Source organism: Streptomyces xinghaiensis S187, assembly GCF_000220705.2.
Lineage (GTDB): Bacteria > Actinomycetota > Actinomycetes > Streptomycetales > Streptomycetaceae > Streptomyces > Streptomyces xinghaiensis.
On the sequence record NZ_CP023202.1, the window covers coordinates 3,443,148 to 3,459,910 of the forward strand.

Annotated in this window: 17 protein-coding genes; 12 read left to right on the plus strand and 5 right to left on the minus strand. The window is 70.8% G+C overall.

Going from position 1 to position 16,763, the window contains the following annotated elements:
- Positions 1 to 81 precede the first annotated feature (81 nt).
- The 3 genes from SXIN_RS14745 to SXIN_RS14755 all read right to left on the minus strand — a co-directional run bounded on the left by SXIN_RS14745 (position 82) and on the right by SXIN_RS14755 (position 3,537).
- A complete protein-coding gene (locus tag SXIN_RS14745; RefSeq protein ID WP_039820386.1) occupies positions 82 to 1,731 on the minus strand; it encodes a long-chain fatty acid--CoA ligase in 1,650 nt (549 codons plus the stop codon).
- 145 nt (positions 1,732 to 1,876) lie between these two features.
- On the minus strand, positions 1,877 to 2,401 hold the full coding sequence (locus SXIN_RS14750) for a SigE family RNA polymerase sigma factor (protein ID WP_019707451.1): 525 nt from the start codon (positions 2,399 to 2,401) through the stop codon (positions 1,877 to 1,879).
- A gap of 215 nt (positions 2,402 to 2,616) precedes the next feature.
- On the minus strand, positions 2,617 to 3,537 hold the full coding sequence (locus SXIN_RS14755; protein WP_019707450.1) for a DUF1906 domain-containing protein: 921 nt from the start codon (positions 3,535 to 3,537) through the stop codon (positions 2,617 to 2,619).
- 847 nt (positions 3,538 to 4,384) lie between these two features.
- On the opposite strand from SXIN_RS14755, the gene SXIN_RS14760 reads away from it, so the two are divergent.
- Positions 4,385 to 5,236, plus strand: a complete 852-nt coding sequence (locus SXIN_RS14760; protein WP_037679391.1) for a hypothetical protein — start codon at positions 4,385 to 4,387, stop codon at positions 5,234 to 5,236.
- A 60-nt stretch (positions 5,237 to 5,296) separates the two neighbouring features.
- Here SXIN_RS14760 and SXIN_RS14765 read toward each other — a convergent pair whose 3' ends face one another.
- Positions 5,297 to 5,941 carry a YdcF family protein gene (locus tag SXIN_RS14765; protein ID WP_078843326.1) on the minus strand — a complete coding sequence of 215 codons (645 nt, stop codon included), beginning with the start codon at positions 5,939 to 5,941 and terminating at the stop codon, positions 5,297 to 5,299.
- A 2-nt stretch (positions 5,942 to 5,943) separates the two neighbouring features.
- On the minus strand, positions 5,944 to 6,732 hold the full coding sequence (locus SXIN_RS14770; RefSeq protein WP_019707449.1) for a GntR family transcriptional regulator: 789 nt from the start codon (positions 6,730 to 6,732) through the stop codon (positions 5,944 to 5,946).
- Between the two features lie 483 nt (positions 6,733 to 7,215).
- On the opposite strand from SXIN_RS14770, the gene SXIN_RS14775 reads away from it, so the two are divergent.
- The 11 genes from SXIN_RS14775 (at position 7,216) to SXIN_RS14825 (ending at position 16,721) form a co-directional block, all read left to right on the plus strand.
- Positions 7,216 to 7,512, plus strand: a complete 297-nt coding sequence (locus SXIN_RS14775) for a hypothetical protein (RefSeq protein ID WP_019707448.1) — start codon at positions 7,216 to 7,218, stop codon at positions 7,510 to 7,512.
- Complete coding sequence (locus tag SXIN_RS14780; RefSeq protein ID WP_050930676.1) at positions 7,509 to 7,829, plus strand: hypothetical protein; 321 nt, start codon at positions 7,509 to 7,511, stop codon at positions 7,827 to 7,829. Before SXIN_RS14775 ends, SXIN_RS14780 begins: the two co-directional genes overlap by 4 nt.
- A 32-nt stretch (positions 7,830 to 7,861) precedes the next feature.
- Complete coding sequence (locus SXIN_RS14785) at positions 7,862 to 8,881, plus strand: hypothetical protein (RefSeq protein WP_030543752.1); 1,020 nt, start codon at positions 7,862 to 7,864, stop codon at positions 8,879 to 8,881.
- On the plus strand, positions 8,881 to 9,264 hold the full coding sequence (locus tag SXIN_RS14790; protein ID WP_019707445.1) for an RRQRL motif-containing zinc-binding protein: 384 nt from the start codon (positions 8,881 to 8,883) through the stop codon (positions 9,262 to 9,264). The genes SXIN_RS14785 and SXIN_RS14790 overlap by 1 nt, the downstream gene beginning before the upstream one ends.
- 16 nt (positions 9,265 to 9,280) lie before the next feature.
- Positions 9,281 to 9,499, plus strand: a complete 219-nt coding sequence (locus SXIN_RS14795) for a hypothetical protein (protein ID WP_019707444.1) — start codon at positions 9,281 to 9,283, stop codon at positions 9,497 to 9,499.
- A 99-nt stretch (positions 9,500 to 9,598) separates the two neighbouring features.
- Entirely contained in the window at positions 9,599 to 11,299 is a 1,701-nt protein-coding gene (locus SXIN_RS32190) for a hypothetical protein (RefSeq protein WP_030543751.1), read from the plus strand.
- 72 nt (positions 11,300 to 11,371) lie between these two features.
- A complete protein-coding gene (locus tag SXIN_RS14805) occupies positions 11,372 to 13,594 on the plus strand; it encodes a hypothetical protein (protein ID WP_019707442.1) in 2,223 nt (740 codons plus the stop codon).
- 223 nt (positions 13,595 to 13,817) lie between these two features.
- Positions 13,818 to 14,117: a hypothetical protein gene (locus SXIN_RS14810; RefSeq protein ID WP_019707441.1), complete on the plus strand. Its 300-nt coding sequence runs from the start codon at positions 13,818 to 13,820 to the stop codon at positions 14,115 to 14,117.
- Positions 14,118 to 14,206: 89 nt separating this feature from the next.
- Positions 14,207 to 15,118, plus strand: a complete 912-nt coding sequence (locus tag SXIN_RS14815; protein WP_019707440.1) for a bifunctional DNA primase/polymerase — start codon at positions 14,207 to 14,209, stop codon at positions 15,116 to 15,118.
- Positions 15,115 to 15,471 (plus strand): hypothetical protein, encoded by a 357-nt coding sequence (locus SXIN_RS32195; protein ID WP_238153766.1) that lies wholly within the window; start codon positions 15,115 to 15,117, stop codon positions 15,469 to 15,471. The genes SXIN_RS14815 and SXIN_RS32195 overlap by 4 nt, the downstream gene beginning before the upstream one ends.
- Positions 15,468 to 16,721, plus strand: a complete 1,254-nt coding sequence (locus SXIN_RS14825; protein WP_019707439.1) for a DUF3631 domain-containing protein — start codon at positions 15,468 to 15,470, stop codon at positions 16,719 to 16,721. The genes SXIN_RS32195 and SXIN_RS14825 overlap by 4 nt, the downstream gene beginning before the upstream one ends.
- The last annotated feature ends 42 nt before the right edge of the window (positions 16,722 to 16,763 follow it).

The following is a 16,763-nucleotide window of genomic DNA, read 5'->3' on the forward strand; positions in this document are numbered from 1 at the left end:
GACAGGCCGCCGCCACCCCGCCCGTGGGCGGAGCGGCGGCGGCCGTTTTTTCGCGATCCGGCGCCGGGGGCCGGGCCCCGGTCAGACCTCGCTGACGTCCAGCTGTCCCTCCGCGTACTGCCTGCGCAGCACCTTCTTGTCGAACTTGCCGACGCTGGTCTTCGGCACCGACTCGATCAGCGACCAGCGCTCCGGCAGCTGCCAGCGGGCGATCCGCTCGCCGAGGAAGGTCTTGAGCGCCTCCAGGTCGGCGGTCGCCCCCTCCTTGAGCACGACCGTCGCCAGCGGGCGCTCGCCCCACTTCTCGTCCGGTACGGCGACGACCGCCGCCTCCGCGACCTCCGGGTGTCCCATCAGGGCGTTCTCCAGCTCGACGGAGGAGATCCACTCGCCGCCGGACTTGATGACGTCCTTGGCGCGGTCCGTGAGGGTGAGGTAGCCGTCCGGGCTGATGGTGCCGACGTCGCCGGTGCGCAGCCAGCCGTCGGGGCTGAACTTGTCCTCCGGACGGAAGGCTTCACCGTCCCCGCCGCCGTAGTACGCGCCCGCGATCCACGGTCCGCGCACCTCCAGCTCACCGGCGCTCTGTCCGTCCCAGGGCAGGAAGTCGCCACCGGGCCCGGCCAGGCGCGCCTCGACGGAGGCGGGGAAGCGGCCCTGCGTGACGCGGTATCCCCAGGCCGCCTCCTCGTCCACCCCAGCCGGCGGGTGCGCGATGCTGCCGAGCGGCGAGGTCTCCGTCATGCCCCAGGCGTGCACGACGGTGATGCCGTGCCGCTCCTCGAAGTCCCGCATCAGGGAGGGCGGGCAGGCGGAGCCGCCGATGACGACGTTCTGCAGCGAGGAGACGTCGCGCGGCTTGGCGTCCAGTTCGGCCAGCAGGCCCTGCCAGATGGTGGGGACGGCGGCGGCGAGCGTCGGCCGCTCGCTCTCGATCATCTCCGCGAGAGGTGCGGGCTGCAGGAAGCGGTCGGGCATCAGCAGCGAGGTGCCGGCCATGAAGGCGGCGTGCGGCAGGCCCCAGGCGTTGACGTGGAACATCGGCACCACGGGCAGCACGGTGTCGGCAGCGGTGGCGCCGAAGGACTCGCCGCTGTTCGACTGCATCGAGTGCAGGTAAATCGAACGGTGGCTGTAGGCGACGCCCTTGGGGTCACCGGTGGTTCCGGAGGTGTAGCAGAGGGCGGCGGCCTCGCGCTCGTCGATCTCCGGCCAGGCGTAGTCGGACGGGCGGCCGGCGATGAGCTCCTCGTAGTCGTGCACGCGGGGGCGGCAGCCGTCCAGGACGGAGCGGTCGCCCGGTCCGTTGACGACCACGTGCTCGACGGTGCCGAGCGCGGGGAGCAGCGGGGCGAGCAGCGGCAGCAGCGAACCGTCGACGAGCACGACGCGGTCGGCGGCGTGGTTCACGATGAAGGCGAGCTGGTCGGCCGGCAGCCGGAGGTTCAGGGTGTGGAGCACCGCGCCCATGGAGGGGATTGCGAGATACGCCTCCAGGTGGACGGCGTTGTTCCACATCAGCGTGGCGACGCGCTGGTCACCGTGTACGCCGAGTTCGTCACGGAGCGCGTGAGCCAGCTGCCCGGCGCGCTCCCCCACCTCGGCGAAGGTCCGGCGCTGCGGGGCGCCCTCACCGGTCCAGGTGATGACCTGCGAGGTGGCGTGGATCGTCGAGCCGTGCCGCAGAATGCGGCTCACGGTCAGGGGTACGTCCTGCATTGTGCTCAGCACCGTCGGCCTCCCGGGGCAGCGGTTACGCAGCGGTAATGTGCCGCTGATTCTGCGGCCATACCACTCGGTATGTCACTACCCCTGAGGTAACGCTTCTGCAATCCGGCCGCCCCCGGGGTCCCCCACCGGTCTGTGCGGCCGCGGGTCAGTCGCGCACGGGCCGCAGCTCCGGGTCCTCCCGCAGCTTGGCCAGCGCCCGGGAGACCGCGCTCTTGACGGTGCCGACGGAGACCCCGAGCACCTCGGCGGTCCGCGCCTCGCTCAGGTCCTCGTAGTACCTGAGGACGACCATGGCCCGCTGGCGGTCGGGCAGCCGCATCACGGCACGCCACATCGCGTCGCGCAGCACCTGCTGCTCGGCCGGGTCCGGCCCGGGGACGGCCTCGCGCTCCGGGAGCTCGGCGCAGGCGAACTCGTCGATCCGGCGCTTGCGCCACTGGGAGGTGCGGGTGTTGATCAGGGCGCGCCGGACATAGCCGTCCAGCGCCCGGTGGTCCTGTATCCGCTCCCACGCGACATAGGTCTTGGTCAGCGCGGTCTGCAGCAGGTCCTCGGCGTCGCACGGGTCCGGTGTCAGCGAGCGGGCGGTGCGCAGCAGCACCGGCCCGCGGGCCCGTACATAGGACGTGAAGTGGGTCGCGGTCGCACTGGTGCGGACTGGCGTGGTCATGGCTCAACGCTAGGAGCGGGCTCACCGCGGCGGATCGCCCGCAGGTGCCGAAGCCGCGTCCGCCTCAGGTTGTAGGGGTGTACTCAGGTGCACCCCCTCCGGGTGGAGAGCGTCGTCCCCCGGGATCGGGACAGCCGGGAGCGAGGACCGCGGTCCGGGCCGGCCGTTTCCGGGACGGCGGGACGCCGCGGGGACGGAGAAGGGCGGTGGCCGGCTCAGCCGATGACGGCGACCGGTGCGTCCACCGCGTTGCGGTCGATCTGCATCGGCACCCCGCCGTGGCGCTCGGTGACGTCGCCCGCGTACTGGTGGATCCTGCGGTGCGGCTGCCAGGCATCCCGGTCCAGGACCGGTTCGTCGTCGACCGCCGGTTCGACACCCCAGCGGGCGAACCACATCACCTCGGGGAGATCCCGTACACCCTCCCGGCGCGCACGCTCCATGTGCGCCACGCCGGCTCCCGCGCTGCTGTAGAAGCCGGGGAGGTACCCGCGCCGGCGGACCTCGCGGCTCCAGGCCCGGACGAAGCGCAGGGTGGTGTCGGCGCAGCGGGTGTCGTCGTGGTCGTACGCCTCCATGTCGAGGTAGAGGGGGCTGCGTTCGGCCATGCCGAGCGCGGCCGCGCGGCGCACGGCGTCACGGCCCTCCGCCGTGCCCTCGCTCCAGGGCTCGTCGCCGATGGGGGTGTGCTTCTTGTTGTCGCTGTGAACGCAGGGGGACTGGGATCCGACGTAGAGCGGCAGCAGCCGCCAGCCCGCGCGGTGCACGGCGAGCGTCCAGCGGCGGTTGAGGTTCGGCTGCCGCTTGCAGGCCCGCCCTCTGCCGCCGAAGTAGACGCCCACGGCCCGGTAGTGGGACTTGCGCCAGGCGTTCATGGCGCCCAGGGACGGCGTACGGCAGGTGTCGAAACCGTACCCCCGGAAGATCTCCGCGCCCTGCTCACGCGGATCGCCGGATCCGGCATCCGGCCCGCCGCCGGAGCTGCCGGAACCACCGGCCGGAACCGCACCGGTACCGGCGGGGCCCGCCGCGGACGGCGCTGCGGCGGTGGGCGCGGAGAGCAGTCCCCCGATGAACGAGGCCAGGGCGGTCAGCATGGCCACGAGGTATTGGATGATCTTCTTTCGTCGTTCCATACGGGGAAGTGAAAAGGTTCCGGAGCCACCGCGGCGGGCGGACACGCGACGGAGACCACGGAGATCATCCGTCTGCACCAAGGACGCCCCGGAACCCACCGGCGCCGCGCCCCCACTCCCACCAGGGCTGACACTCCACCGCCAGCGCCGACCCGCCACTTCACGAACTTGCCGCACCGGCCCGGCTGTGGCAGGGGCCACCCGGAGATCCCGGCGGCCTCGCCGGCAGGACTCGGTGCACGTATCGGCGATTACGGAGACGGAAGCCACCCGAACGGGACGGCCCGCCGGTGCCGGTGGCACACCGGCCGACCGCCGAACCGGCAGCCGGCGCACACAGGAACGGCCCGTGACCGCTTGAGCGGGTCACGAGCCGTCTTGCACGCGGAGGGTGTGGGATTTGAACCCACGGTGGTGTTGCCACCACGACGGTTTTCAAGAGGGTTGCGTAACCCCTGCGGACACGTGTCCTGGCCTGCGCCGATGAAGCGAACGGCCCGCCACGCCGCGGCTTCGGCCCAGACATGGCCCATCAACGGGTACCGCGGCCGCACCTCGCCCTGTGACCTTCTGCTCGTTAGCCACTGGAGCCATTGAAGGCCACTGAGCCAGTTACCAACCGGCTGCAACCGTGCCCCCCCGTTTGACATATGGGTTCACGTGAGCCGGGACAATAAGCAGATGCCAAGAACAGATCACCAACGGTCATGCGAATAGTCAGTCTTCCATCATATGTGATCACAGTCGAAAAGAAGCGGCCATCCACAACGAGTCGTCTCCTCGCTGCACCAGCACATGCGAAAATTTGGTCGCCACTCACGCCTTCCGAGAAGAGCCACACCGAGACATGATCAACATGCCACTCCTACCTTCCAGTCCGCAGTACATGGTGATCACCCCAGAGATGGCGGACCTCTGGCTGGAGCACTGCAACCCGGAAACCAATCGAATTCTTTCCGATACCGTGTATGAGCGATACGCCAAGGCGATGGCAAGAGGGGAGTGGAGAACCACACATCAAGGAATCGCCTTCGACAAGGAAGGTAAATTGCTTGACGGCCAACACCGCCTCATGGCAATCAAGATTTCCGGCGTCTCCGTTGAAATGCTCGTAATCCCCGGATGCAATTCAGAGACTTTCGATGTCCTCGATTCAGGACACCGCAGGCAGGCCGCACAGCTGCTGAAAATCCCACACCGCGTCATCGTTGCAGCGGCAGCTAGGATCATCGGCCAAATGTACCGAATGTGGGATCCCGTAACGCTATTTGATGGGTTCTACGACACAAAGGCTTCGACAGCCGACATCTTGAGGGCTGTGGCCGCCTGGCCTGAGCTCACAACGATGGCCCCGATCGCCGCCGCCGCGTACAGAGCGGCAGGCATCAATCAACCCACGCACCTAGTGGTGCTAGCTCAGGCATCAAGGACAGAACACGCAGACAAAATTGAAGATTGGGCCAACGGGCTGATTTCGGGCGCAAACATGGACCAAAAAGATCCTCGACTCGTGCTCCGGAATAGGTTTTTCCGAGATCGTGTACTTCTCGGCACAAGCGCCGGGCGCCGCACTTCTTACAATCTCATCGCCAAGTCATGGAATAGCTGGGCCCAAGGAAAGCTCCTTGGCACGCTTAAGACGCTGGACGGCGAAGGGGTAATTCCTGTTGTCGGCACGGAGAAATTCCGACCAAAATGACCCTCAACGTCTGGGCAGACCTTTAAGGCTGCACAAGCATCGGCGGGCTCTCCGACTGAATCACACAAGCCTGTTCACGAACCCCGCAGCGCACAACCGCTCAAACGATGCTACGACTTCAGGGGGCACAACTTCCTCCGCCATGAATCCCAGTTTCGGGTAAACCATAAGGCGTTGCAGCGCACCAACAAGCATGTCGATTACCAGGCTCGAATTCCCGATATATTCAACGTACGACTCAAGCGACATGGGGGCTGACGCACATACCACATCGATACCAGGCCACAATTTTCGAGCTGTAGCACTTGCTCGACGCTCCTCATAAGGCTTGCTCACAAGTAGAATCGACTGCACTACGATCCCAGCATCAGCCAGGACTGCCCGAGAAAATTCAATATTCTGGCCCGTGTTCGCAGCCCGAGGTTCCACCAGGATTACAGACTCAGGCACTCCCTTTTCGATGGCGTGCTCCTTATAGTGCAGCGCCTCCCCTCTAGGCATTCTGTCTCGTGTCGTGGGACTGTTTGCGCCCGTGAAAACGATGAGGGGAACCAAGCCAGCCAAATACGCATCGGCCGCCACGGTGGCCACGCTCAGGTCGTGGCTGCCGAGTCCGATGGCGGCCGAGCACGGCCGCCACTCGTGATGCATCTGATGGTATTCCCATAGGACTTGGGCGTCCGCCCACGACTGTTCAGAAATCACTGCTACTCCTCTTCGCCCTGTGCCGAGTCCGGAACCTTAAATTCGTATTCCCAGGCGAACCGTGAAGCAGCGTGCACACCGATGGCGTGCTCAACCACAGTTCCATCCTCCGTGTACGTCGTCCGGTGAAGCTCAACGACCGGTTCACCTGGCGGCAACTGGAGCTGCTTCACCTCGTCCGCCGTAGGCGCGCGCGCGAACAGCTCTTCCTTCATATGGTCGATCTCGTAGCCCGCGTCATAGAGCACTCGGAAGCCCCCACCGCGGCCGGCAGGCCCGGGAGCGGGATCTACGATCCGGGTGCCTTCGACGTGCTCCGGTCGGTAGTAGCTGGTCAGTGTGTGCGTGGGCTGCTCGCCCTCCTTGACCAGTCGGGCCCGGGCGTAGACCGGCGCGCCTTCCGGTAGCCCGTGCGCGGCCGCGACGGCCGGCGGGGCTTCGACAAGGCTGACCGTCTGTGTCTGCTCGTTCCGTCGGTAGGCCCGGCCGGAGGCCACACGGTCGGCGATGAACGCCACCTCGTCGCCGTCGCGCCACTTGGCCTTGTCGTAGCGCATGATGCCGAGCCGCTTCAGCGGCGCCTGCTGCCGCACGACCGTGCCGTGCCCACGGGATGAAGTGACCAGTCCTTCCGCTTCAAGGGCCTTATAGGCCGCGTGGACAGTGGACTTGGAGCCCTCGCCCGCGTCCACGAGGTCTCTGATGTGCGGCAATTGCTGACCGGGCGCGTACTCGCCGCTCCGGATCCGCTCGGCCAGCCGGTCCGCCAGCTCTCGCCATTTGGGCGCCATGAAGGACTCCTTCCATCAAGGCAAGTCAAACACAGTCCCAGGACTGTTGACAGTCCTGGGACTGTGCGCCATTGTCTTGCTCAAGCGGTCGCAGTCCTAGGACAGCGCCGGTAGGGGCCTTCTTTGGGCTGCCTCCGACGGCTGGACGGCGCGCGGCCGGGCGCCCGGAGGGCTCCGTGAAACGGGTCCGAAGGAAGCGCTCGTTACTTGAGAACTCAACAGTGAACTGACGACGGGGTGAGAGTCCCTGTCCCCGTGGCGGCCGGGTGAAGCCGTCCTGCTGGCGCCAGAGCAGTGACGATGGCGCACCGCTTCGCAGGGCGCGGGAAGCCCTGCTGGTCCGCTTCTGCGGGCCGTCATGTACGTCTGCGGGCCGCCCTGTCGTGGGCGGCTCGGCATCTTCCCGGGGCGGCGGCACTCCCGGCCAAGGACAGCCCGCCGCTCCGGTTCTCCCTGTCCGTACGGAAGGAACCGGAGAGATCCATGAAGAACTTCATCGGCCGGTGTGAGGCCGTTACCGATACCGACTACATCGAGCTGGCGCTGGGCACTCCCGTGGAGCTCTGGCTCGGGGAGGACGGCGAGAGCGACGAGGAGCGCGCGGCCCGTCTGGACGCGGCGCGGGACATCCTCGCCGACGACCCGGGCCTGGCCGACCGGGCGACGCGGGCGGCCGTCGAGGTGATCGAGGCGCACGCGCCGGAGCTGCTGGCGGTGCCGAACGCGGTGCGGCCGGCCTCCGTGGTGCGGACCGCGTTCCGGACGGCGGTGGCCGCGTGAGCACGCAGACGTTGCAGGACCTGGGGCCTGCTCTGGTGGCGTTGCGGCTGCTGGCCGTGGACTACGCGGGACTGCCGGCGCCGTGTGTGTCGGTGTCCACCGTCTACCCGGACCGGCTGGAGCTGTCCTTTCACGACGACCTGGCCGGGTTCGAAGCCTGGCGCGGTGCTCTGGGCATCGAGCCGGAGCGGGTGACCTACCACGAACACCGCTGTGGGACGCGGGTCCTGACCGTGAACACCGGCCTGGCGGGTGCCGATGTGGTGCTGGTCGGCTACGGGCGGGCGGCCCGGCGGCGGGAAGGGACGGTGCAGTGAGCAGCGTCCCGGAGGCGTCCCTGGTTGGCCGGTTGAACAGCGTTCAGGTGCGTTCAGCGGAGCGCGCGTTGTCGGTGGGGACCTGGCTCATCGTGGCCGGAGCGATGCTCTACTCCGTTCTGACCGTCACGCCGCTCATGGCCGCGCACACCCCCGATGAGTGGGACTGGACGGCGCCGATCCTGCCGCTGGTGGTGGATGCCGCGGTGGTGATCGTGGTCCGGCTGGACTCGGTGCTGGCCCGGCTCGGTGGGCACGGCGGGTCGTGGCCGGTGGTGCTGCGGTGGATGACCGGCGCTATGACGCTGGCGCTGAACGTGGCCGACTCCGCGCTCCGGAAGGACCTGGTGGGCGTGGCGGTGCACGCGGTGGCGCCGCTGCTGCTCATCGTCACCGCCGAAACGGGCCTGGCCTACCGGCGGGCCATCACCGCCGCGGTGGCCGCTCTGCACGCCGAGGAGCGGGCGGAGCGGGAAGCACGGGAGCGGGCCGCGGCTGAGCGTGTGGAGGCGGCCGAGCGGCGCGAGCGCGAGCGCCGGGAGCACGAGGCGCGGCTAGTGCGTGAACAGCGTGAGCACGAGGCGCAGTTGGCCCGTGAACAGGCCGAGCGGGAGGAGCGTGCGCGGCGCGAGCAACGCGAGTGGGAAGAGGCCCGCGAGCGTCGCGAGCAGGCCGAGCGTGAACGCCTGGCGCGGGAGCGTGAACAGGAACGGCGGGAGCGTGAGCGCCGTGAACGTGAAGAGGCCGAGCAGCGCGAGCGTGAACGCCGCGAGCGTGAGGCGCGTGAACGCCGTGAACGGCAGGAGCGTGCGGAGCGGGCCGAGCGTGAACGGGCCGCCCTGCTGGCCGCCGGACCGGCCACGGAGAAGCTCAAGGAAGAACAGGCCCGGGCTCGGGTGCGGGCGGCGTTCGACGCCGGGTTGCCGGTGCGGTCGGCCGCTGAGCTGACGGGCTGGTCGGTGGGCTGGGTCTCCGCGCGGTACCAGGAGTTGCGGGAGGCTCACCACCCGCACCTGGTGGCGGTCGGCGCGGCCGGTGAGGAGACCGGCTGATGTCTGCGGCGTTCGGTCCCTGCTACGACCCGAGCGGCGCCCGGTACGGCATCCCGACCTATCCCTGGCGCCTGGCGCCGGACGGGCTGGCTACGCGCCGGCAGTTACGGGCCCGCGGCTTGCGGCCCGGCGGGCAGCCGGTGGCCGCTCAGCTCATGCGGCGCTCCCGGCGCAGCCGGTCCGGGGTGGCCGTCGCCTACCTGTACCGCATCGACCGGGCCGTGCCGGTGCGGCAGATGACCTCCCGCAAGTGGGCGGCGCTGGCGCTGGCCATGCGCGCCCGCCGCACCTGCCCGGAGTGCGGCCGCGATGCCGGTTACTGCATCCCGACGTCCCTCGGCATGTGCTTGACCTGCGCTTACCCCGTCCCATCCGCCGCGTGAGCCTGGAATTGGAGTGATGAGCGTGAACGATATCCCGCCGAACGCGGTCGAGTGGCACTACGTGATGACCATGCAGACCTCGACCGCCAAGCTGGCCACGATCAGCGGCACGGTGTGGGTGGAGAACGCCACCCGTGCCGAGGTCTACCAGCACGTCCTGGCCCGCGCCGTGGACCACATCGGCGCCCGAGGGCCGGTGCTCTTCTACACCGCCGACCACAACGACGGCGGCTGACCTCTAAGCCGCCCTGTGTACGCCCGGCGCGGCCCGATGGCCTGGCAGCTTGCGGGCCGCGCCGGTCTCCGTTTCTCCGCAGAGTTGGAGGAGTCCAGCATGACGGAAACCACCATCCCCGCGGCACCCCCCAAGGCGCCGCCCGACGACCCACCGCCCGCCACGATCCCCGCCCCGGTCGGCACGAGCACGACGGCCGCCCGGGGCCCGGTCCACACCCCGGGCGGACTGCCGGCCGTTCCGCTGGCCGTCATCACCGGCAACACCACCATCGGTGCGCTCTCCGCGGCGGCCCTGGTCGGCGGCCCGGTAGCGGCTTCGCTGGCGATGGCCGGTGCCGCCGCGGCCACCGGCACCGTGGCCGCCCGAGCAGCCAAGGCCAAGAAGCGCCGGAGGGCGGCCGGTTCGCTCTCCGGCCGCTCCAGTGGTCCGGCCGCCGCACGGGGGCGGGTGTCCCTGGCCAAGACCGGCGCCCGGCCGACAAGCGGCCGGAGCAGCGGCACCGGCCGCACCCGCTCGGGCGCCGGACGCTCGGGCGCCGGTCGGTCGGGCGCCGGTCGGTCGGCGGCTAGTCGGTCGGCGGCCGGGCGCGTGCCCCGTCCGGGGACGCCCGGCTCCGGTGGAGCCCTGCGGCACCGTGCTGCCGGGCTCGGGAAGCCGAGCGGTGCCGGGAAAGCTCGCTCCACGCGCCCAGTTCCCCCAGCCGCTGCGAAGTCGCGGGCCGGTGGTCTGGGGTCGTCGCTCCGGCGGGCCCCCGGGGCGGTCAGGGACCGTGCCGGGGCCGTGAAGGCGCTGCGCAAGGCCCGGCAGGAGTCGGCGCCGACCCGGGCGGCCCGCCGTCGGCAAGATGCTGCCGACCGGCGCCGCCTGGCCGACGGCCGCCGCGCCGAGAAGGCACGCCAGCGGGCCCGCCGGTCCGCCCGGAAGGGCACGGCCGGCCGGAGCGGCATCCTCGGCCGCGCCGCGGACCGGGCCCGGCGGATGGCTGACGTGGCCCGGCTCAACAGCCGTCGCCACCGCGACCGCCGGGCGAACGCCCGGCTGGCACAGGTGCGCCGGGGGCGCCGGGTGGCCGCGTGCCGGTGGCGGATGCGCCGCCTGTTGGTGTGGTCGGCCCTGCGCTACTGGGGCCGCCGCCTGGCCGCGGCCGCGGTGGCCGCCCCGGTCGGCGTCCTCGGCATCCCGTCGACCTGGCTCGGGCGCAAGCTGGGCTGGTCCTGGCTGATGTATCCGGGCCGCCGCCTGTTCTGGCGCCTGTCCAACACCGCGCACGCCGCCCGACTGGCCCGGGATGCGGCCATCCGGCAGGCATTCGACGCCGAAGCCGAGCAGGCCGAACAGGACAACGAGCACGACGCCCGGCCGGTCGCCGCGACGGTTCCCCGCGCACCGCGCCACCACAACGCCCGCACCGCCACGACAGGAGATGGCATGTCCGACACCACCCCCGGCGGGCCCGGCTTCCTCTTCCACGAAGCCGCCGCCGAGATGGAAGCCGCCGCCCAGTCCTACGACCCCGACGGCATGATGCACGTCCTGGCGACCTGCGAGGGGATGCCCTATGCCGTCCAGTCCTTCGCCAACACCTTCCGCATCCTCGCCGAGCGCTCCGACGACGAATTCCCGCTGGAGAAGGAAGTCGGGGCCGCGCTGAACGAGGTCTACGCCCTGCTGATGCAGGCCGTGGACGCCGCCGCCGAGGTCGTCACCGTCTTCCGCAACGTCCACGACCAGGACATCGCGCGGCACGAGGACCCGCGCAACAACGCGGAAGACAAGTGGGACACCACCAACAACTGACCACCGCACCACCGAAGGGCGGGCCGCCGAGCAGGGCGGCCCGCCCTTCCTGCTGCCCCCTGGGGAGGGCCCGTGTCCGAACACTCGTTGAACCTGTCCAGCACGCGCCGCACAGCGAAGAAACCCACCGTCCTGCCGCCGCTGGACTGGGCCGCAGGCCACGGCCCAGTCACCGGAGCCCTGTCCGCGGCCACCGGCGCCGGAGCCACCGCCCTGCTCGGTGCCGCCGCCTCCATGCCGTCCGGCTGGCCGCTGGCCATCGGCGCGGCCGGCGCCCTCGGCCACGGCGTCGGGCACAGCCTCTACCGCCGTCTGACCGGCCGCACCCTGGTCACCCGGGCCGCTTCCTGGCTGCTGGCCGGTGGCTGGACCACCTGGGCGGTGGCCACCGGCCCACTGAGCTGGACCGCCGCCGGAAGTCTGGCCGCTCTCGGTGTCGGCATCGGCGCCGCCGCCTCCAACGCCGCAGCCCACGAGGAAGCCGCCGAAGAGGAACGCCTCTCGGCCGAAGCCAAGGCAGCCACCGCCGCGCTCGACAGCAAGCGGCGCGGCCTGGCCCGGGAGTGGGAAGAGCGGATCAAGCGCGTGTGCGCGGTGGACGTCACCGTGTTCGCCGTGGAGTTCTGGGCCACCGGCTCCGGCTACTCGCTGGCCGCCGAACTGCCCGGCGGCGGCGCCACCTGGGACCGCATCGCCACCCGCGCCCGCGCCCTGGCCGCCGACGCCCGGCTTCCGCTGGGCTGCACCGTCCACGTCGAGGAAGGAGACCTTCAGGGCCGCGTCGTCCTCGACGTGGCCACCGAGAACGTCATGGGCTCCACCTACCCCTACCCGGCCGACTACGGCCCGCTGTCCATCCTCACCGGCATCCCCTGGGGCCTGCTGCCCGTCGCCGACCCGGTGACCGTCTACCTGCGCGAAGCCTGCGCGCTCATCCTCGGCCCGCCCGGATCGGGGAAGTCCACCTTCCTGGACGCGGTACTGGCAGGCTTCGCCCGCTGCACCGATGTCGTCACCTGGGTCATCGACCTCAAGAAAGGCGCCGTCGGCATCCCGTGGGTCCGCCCGTGGCTGGAGGCCGAAGGCCACCGGGACCCCAAGCCCGGCACCGCCCGGCCCCCGGCCGGCACCCGGCCCGGCATCGACTGGCTGGCCTCCACCCCGGCCGAAGCCCTGCTGATGCTCACCGCCGCACTCGCCATCAACGACGCCCGGCAGCTGCACTACCAAGACCTGATGGACCAGCAGGACACCACCCTGCTCCCGGTCTCCGCCCGCATCCCCCAAATCGAGATCGTGGTGGACGAGGGTGCCGAACTCCTCTCCGGCTACACCCGCGGAAACCGCACCCTGAAGGAAGTGCAGAAGCTGGTCCGCACCGTCATGCGCACCACCCGGGCCATGGGCATCCGGCTGGTGCTGACCGCCGTTGACGGGAACGTCTCCGCCATCGGCGACACCGCCACCCGCAAGTTCTCCCCCGTCGGCGTGGCCCTGACTTCCGGGGAGTCCAGCGGCAACAACCTCGGCAAGCTCTTCCCGCACGCCAAGGTGGACACCTCCCAGCTCAACCAGCAGGGCGCCGGAGTCATCGGCGCGGCCACCGCCGACGGCTTCGCCCCGACCGCGTTCAAGGGCTGGAAGACCTCCCCCAGCATGGTCCGGGACGTGGTGCTCGCCACCAACGACCGCCGCCCCGTGCTCGATGAGATCTCCGCACAAGCGGCCGGAGCGGCGTACGCCCGGCGCTGGGACGCCAACCGCACCGCCTGGCTCCGGCAGGGCCCGGCCGACGAGGACACTCCGGCGGAAGACACGACGACGGAGCCCGGGACCGAGCGGCCCACGCTCGGGCTCTCCTACGAGCAGCAGGAGCCCGCCGCCCCGGCTGCGGAGCCCGCCCGGCGCACGGAGGCGGACATGCTCGCCGAGCGGCTGATGCGCGAGATCGACGAGCAGTTCGGCACCACCGCCGAACCCGACCGCACCACCGAGCCGAAGCCGCCGCGGCCGCGGGCCGACAGTCTCAACCTGTCCTGTCTGCGCGACGAGTCGCCGGCCGACGAGGACGACCACCCCGGCGGGCCGGGGGACGGGCCGGACTGGCTACCGCAGGCCCTCGACGCCATCGCGTCCGCCGGGCCTGCGGGCATGAAGCCCTCCGCCGTCGCCGACCTCGTACAGCGCGACCGCAAGACCGTCCGGGCCGCCCTGCGGGCCGCCGCCGACCGCGGCCAGCTCATCTACCGCAACAACGGCCCGCACTCGGTCTACGTCCACCCCGACCACACCTGAACCGAACACAGTGCGTCACCACTTAGTGGGTAGTGGGATCCGCCCCACTACCCACTGACCACACCCCAGTAGCCCGAAAACCCGGTCCCTACTGAGGTTTCTGGTGGGTTCCCCACTACCCGGTACCCACTACCCACTACCCGGTACGGGCACAGACCGTGACCGGCCCGCGGGCCGCCGTCGGCACCCGCTCACACCCGCAGGACCCAACGAAGGAGGCATCATGCGCCGCCGCGAACCGCCCGGCATCACCGGGCACTACACCACCCACATACCGGCCGACCTCTACCAGCAGACCGGCGGCCGACCCGTCGTCATCGTCCAAACCACCCCGGCCCGGCGACCCGCGGGCACCTACCTGGTCCCGCTCGGGATCGGCCTGGCCGCCGCCATCGGCGTCATGGGCTGCATCGCCGCCGCCCTGGCGCTCTTCGAGTTCGCCGTCCAGACCGCCGCACTCATCGGCGGCGGACCCATCGGGCTGGGCCTCGCGCTCAAGCTCTTCCGGCCCAAGACCCAATGACGCCCCGGGGCGGTGGCACTCCCGGCCAAGGACAGCCCACCGCCCCGGGTCTCCCTGCCCGCCTCTCGACAGAACAGGAGACCTCAAGCATGACCCATAACCGCTCCGGACCGCTGCTCTCCGCGGCCCTGGACGCCGCCGCCCGCGGCTGGCCCGTTTTCCCTCTCCGCCCTGGTGGCAAGCGGCCCGCCCTGCACGGGGAGAGCCGCTGCCCCCGTACCGGCCAGTGCGCGGCCGGGCACCGCAAGTGGGAGCAGCGGGCCACCACCGACCCCGGCCGCATCCGCGCCGCATGGTCCGCGGGCCCGTTCAACGTCGGCATCGCCACCGGCCCGGCCGAGCTGGTCGTCATCGACCTCGACGTGCCGAAGGACGGGAAGGACAGGAAGGGCGCGCCTTGCGGCGCGACGACCTTTACGGCGCTCTGCGAGCGCGCCGGGCAGGCCGTCCCCGCCACCCGCACGGTGCGGACCGCGAGCGGTGGCACGCACCTGTACTTCACCGCGCCGCCCGGCGCCCGGCTCGGCAACAGCGCGGGCAGGCTGGGGAAGCTCATCGATACCCGGGCATGGGGCGGCTATGTCGTCGCCGCGGGCAGCACCACACCGGCAGGGGTCTACGAGGTCACCGACGACTCCCGGGCCTGCCCGCTGCCGGGCTGGCTCCGTGACCTGCTCAGCCCGCAACCCCAGCCTCCGAGCCCGGCCCGCCTGTCCTCGGCGGCCGTGGGGAACGTGCCTGCCTACGCGGCGGCGGCCCTGCGCAACGAGGCCGCCGCCGTCGCGGGTGCCCCGGAGGGGTCCCGGAACTGGACGCTGACCCGGGCGGCCCGCGCTCTGGGGCGGTTCGTCGCCGCGGGGGACCTTCCCCGGTCGGTGGTGGAGGAGGCTCTTAAGCAGGCGGGGGAGGCGGCCGGCCTGCGCGAGCGCGAGTGCGCCCCGGTCATCGTGAGCGCTTTGAACTGGTCCATCGCGCACAACCCGCAGGGCAGGGCGGCATGACCGGGCCCGCCGCTCCCCCGCTTAAGAGCTACACCGCCGCCCCCAACCGACCGGCCGCCGCCGAGCAGCCGGTCCCCGCGGTGGCCGACCGCGCTGCAAAGGGCGCCGCCCGGCAGGGCGCCCGATCAGCTCTTCGCCCTGACCCGCGCCCGAGCGACGGACGGCGCCCCATCGCCTGGCTCCACATCACCGCTCCCGGCCGCGGCACCGTCCCGACCGCCACGTCGGTGTGCGCGTGCGGCCGCAACCGCAGCGCGGTCGGGCGTCGGCACGTCCTGGCGCTCATCGACGCCCACACCGCCCACCGAACCACCTGCCCGCTCCGCAAGAACGAAGGGAGGAACGCCGCATGACCACCACCGGACACCGGCCCACCGCGCCCGAGCAGGGCGCGGCCCTGCTGGACGAAGTGGAAGCGTTCCACCGCCGCTTCAACGTCTTCCCCACCGAAGCCGCCTACGTCGCCGTGACGCTCTGGGACGCTCACGCGCACCTGCTTGACTGCTTCGACTCCACCCCGCGGCTGGCCTTCCTCTCTCCCGAACCCGGGTCCGGGAAGTCCCGCGCGCTGGAGATCGTGGAGACGCTGACCCCGCGCGCGGAAGCCACGGTCAACGCCTCGTCCAACGCCCTGTTCCGGCTGGTCGAGTCGGCCGAAGGGCGGCCGACTCTCCTGTTTGACGAGATCGACACCATCTTCGGACCCAAGGCGGGGGACAACGAGCCCGTGCGCGGCTTCCTCAACTCCGGGTACCGCCGGATCGGGACCATGCTGCGGTGCGTCGGAGACGGGGCCAACCAGAGCGTGCAGCGCTTCTCCTCGTTCTGCGCCGTCGCGATGGCCGGGCTCGGCTCCCTGCCCGACACGATCCTGACCCGCTCCGTCATCATCCGGATGCGCAAGCGGGCCCCGAACGAGCACGTGGAGTCCTACCGGCTCCGGCTCAACGAGCCGGAGGGCCACGCCCTGCGGGACCGGCTCGCCGACTGGGCCGACACCGTGCGCGAGCAGATCACCGACGCCTGGCCGGAACTCCCGGAAGGGGTCACCGACCGGCCGGCCGATGTGTGGGAACCGCTGCTTGCCGTCGCCGAAGCCGCGGGCGGCCACTGGCCCCAGCGGGCCCGCGCCGCCTGCCTGGAACTGGTCAACGCCGCCCACGACAACGACGAAGCCTCCCTGGGCGTGCGGCTGCTGACCGACCTGCGCGACAAGGTGTTCTGCGGGGCCGACCGGATGCCGACCGCGGTCATCCTGGAGATGCTGCTCGCCCTGGACGAAAGCCCATGGGCCGACGTGGACGACAAGCCGCTCAACGCGCGGACTCTCTCCAAGCTGCTCGGGCAGTACGTCACCCCCGCCAACAAGCCCATCAAGCCGCGCGGCATCCGCACCCCCTCGGGCACCCCGAAGGGCTACTACGCGGAAGACCTCACGGACGCCTGGACGCGGTACTGCTCCCCGTCCCCTCCAGAGTCCGCAACATCCGCCACAGCCGCCACACCGCAGGTCAACAGGGGTGCATCTGTGGCGGATGACCCCAACGGCATCCGCCACAGCCCCACAGAAGCCGCAACGCGGCTCTTCCCCGTCGCGGGCTGAACCGCCCACCCGACCGGTGCCGCCACACCCCGCGTGTGGCGG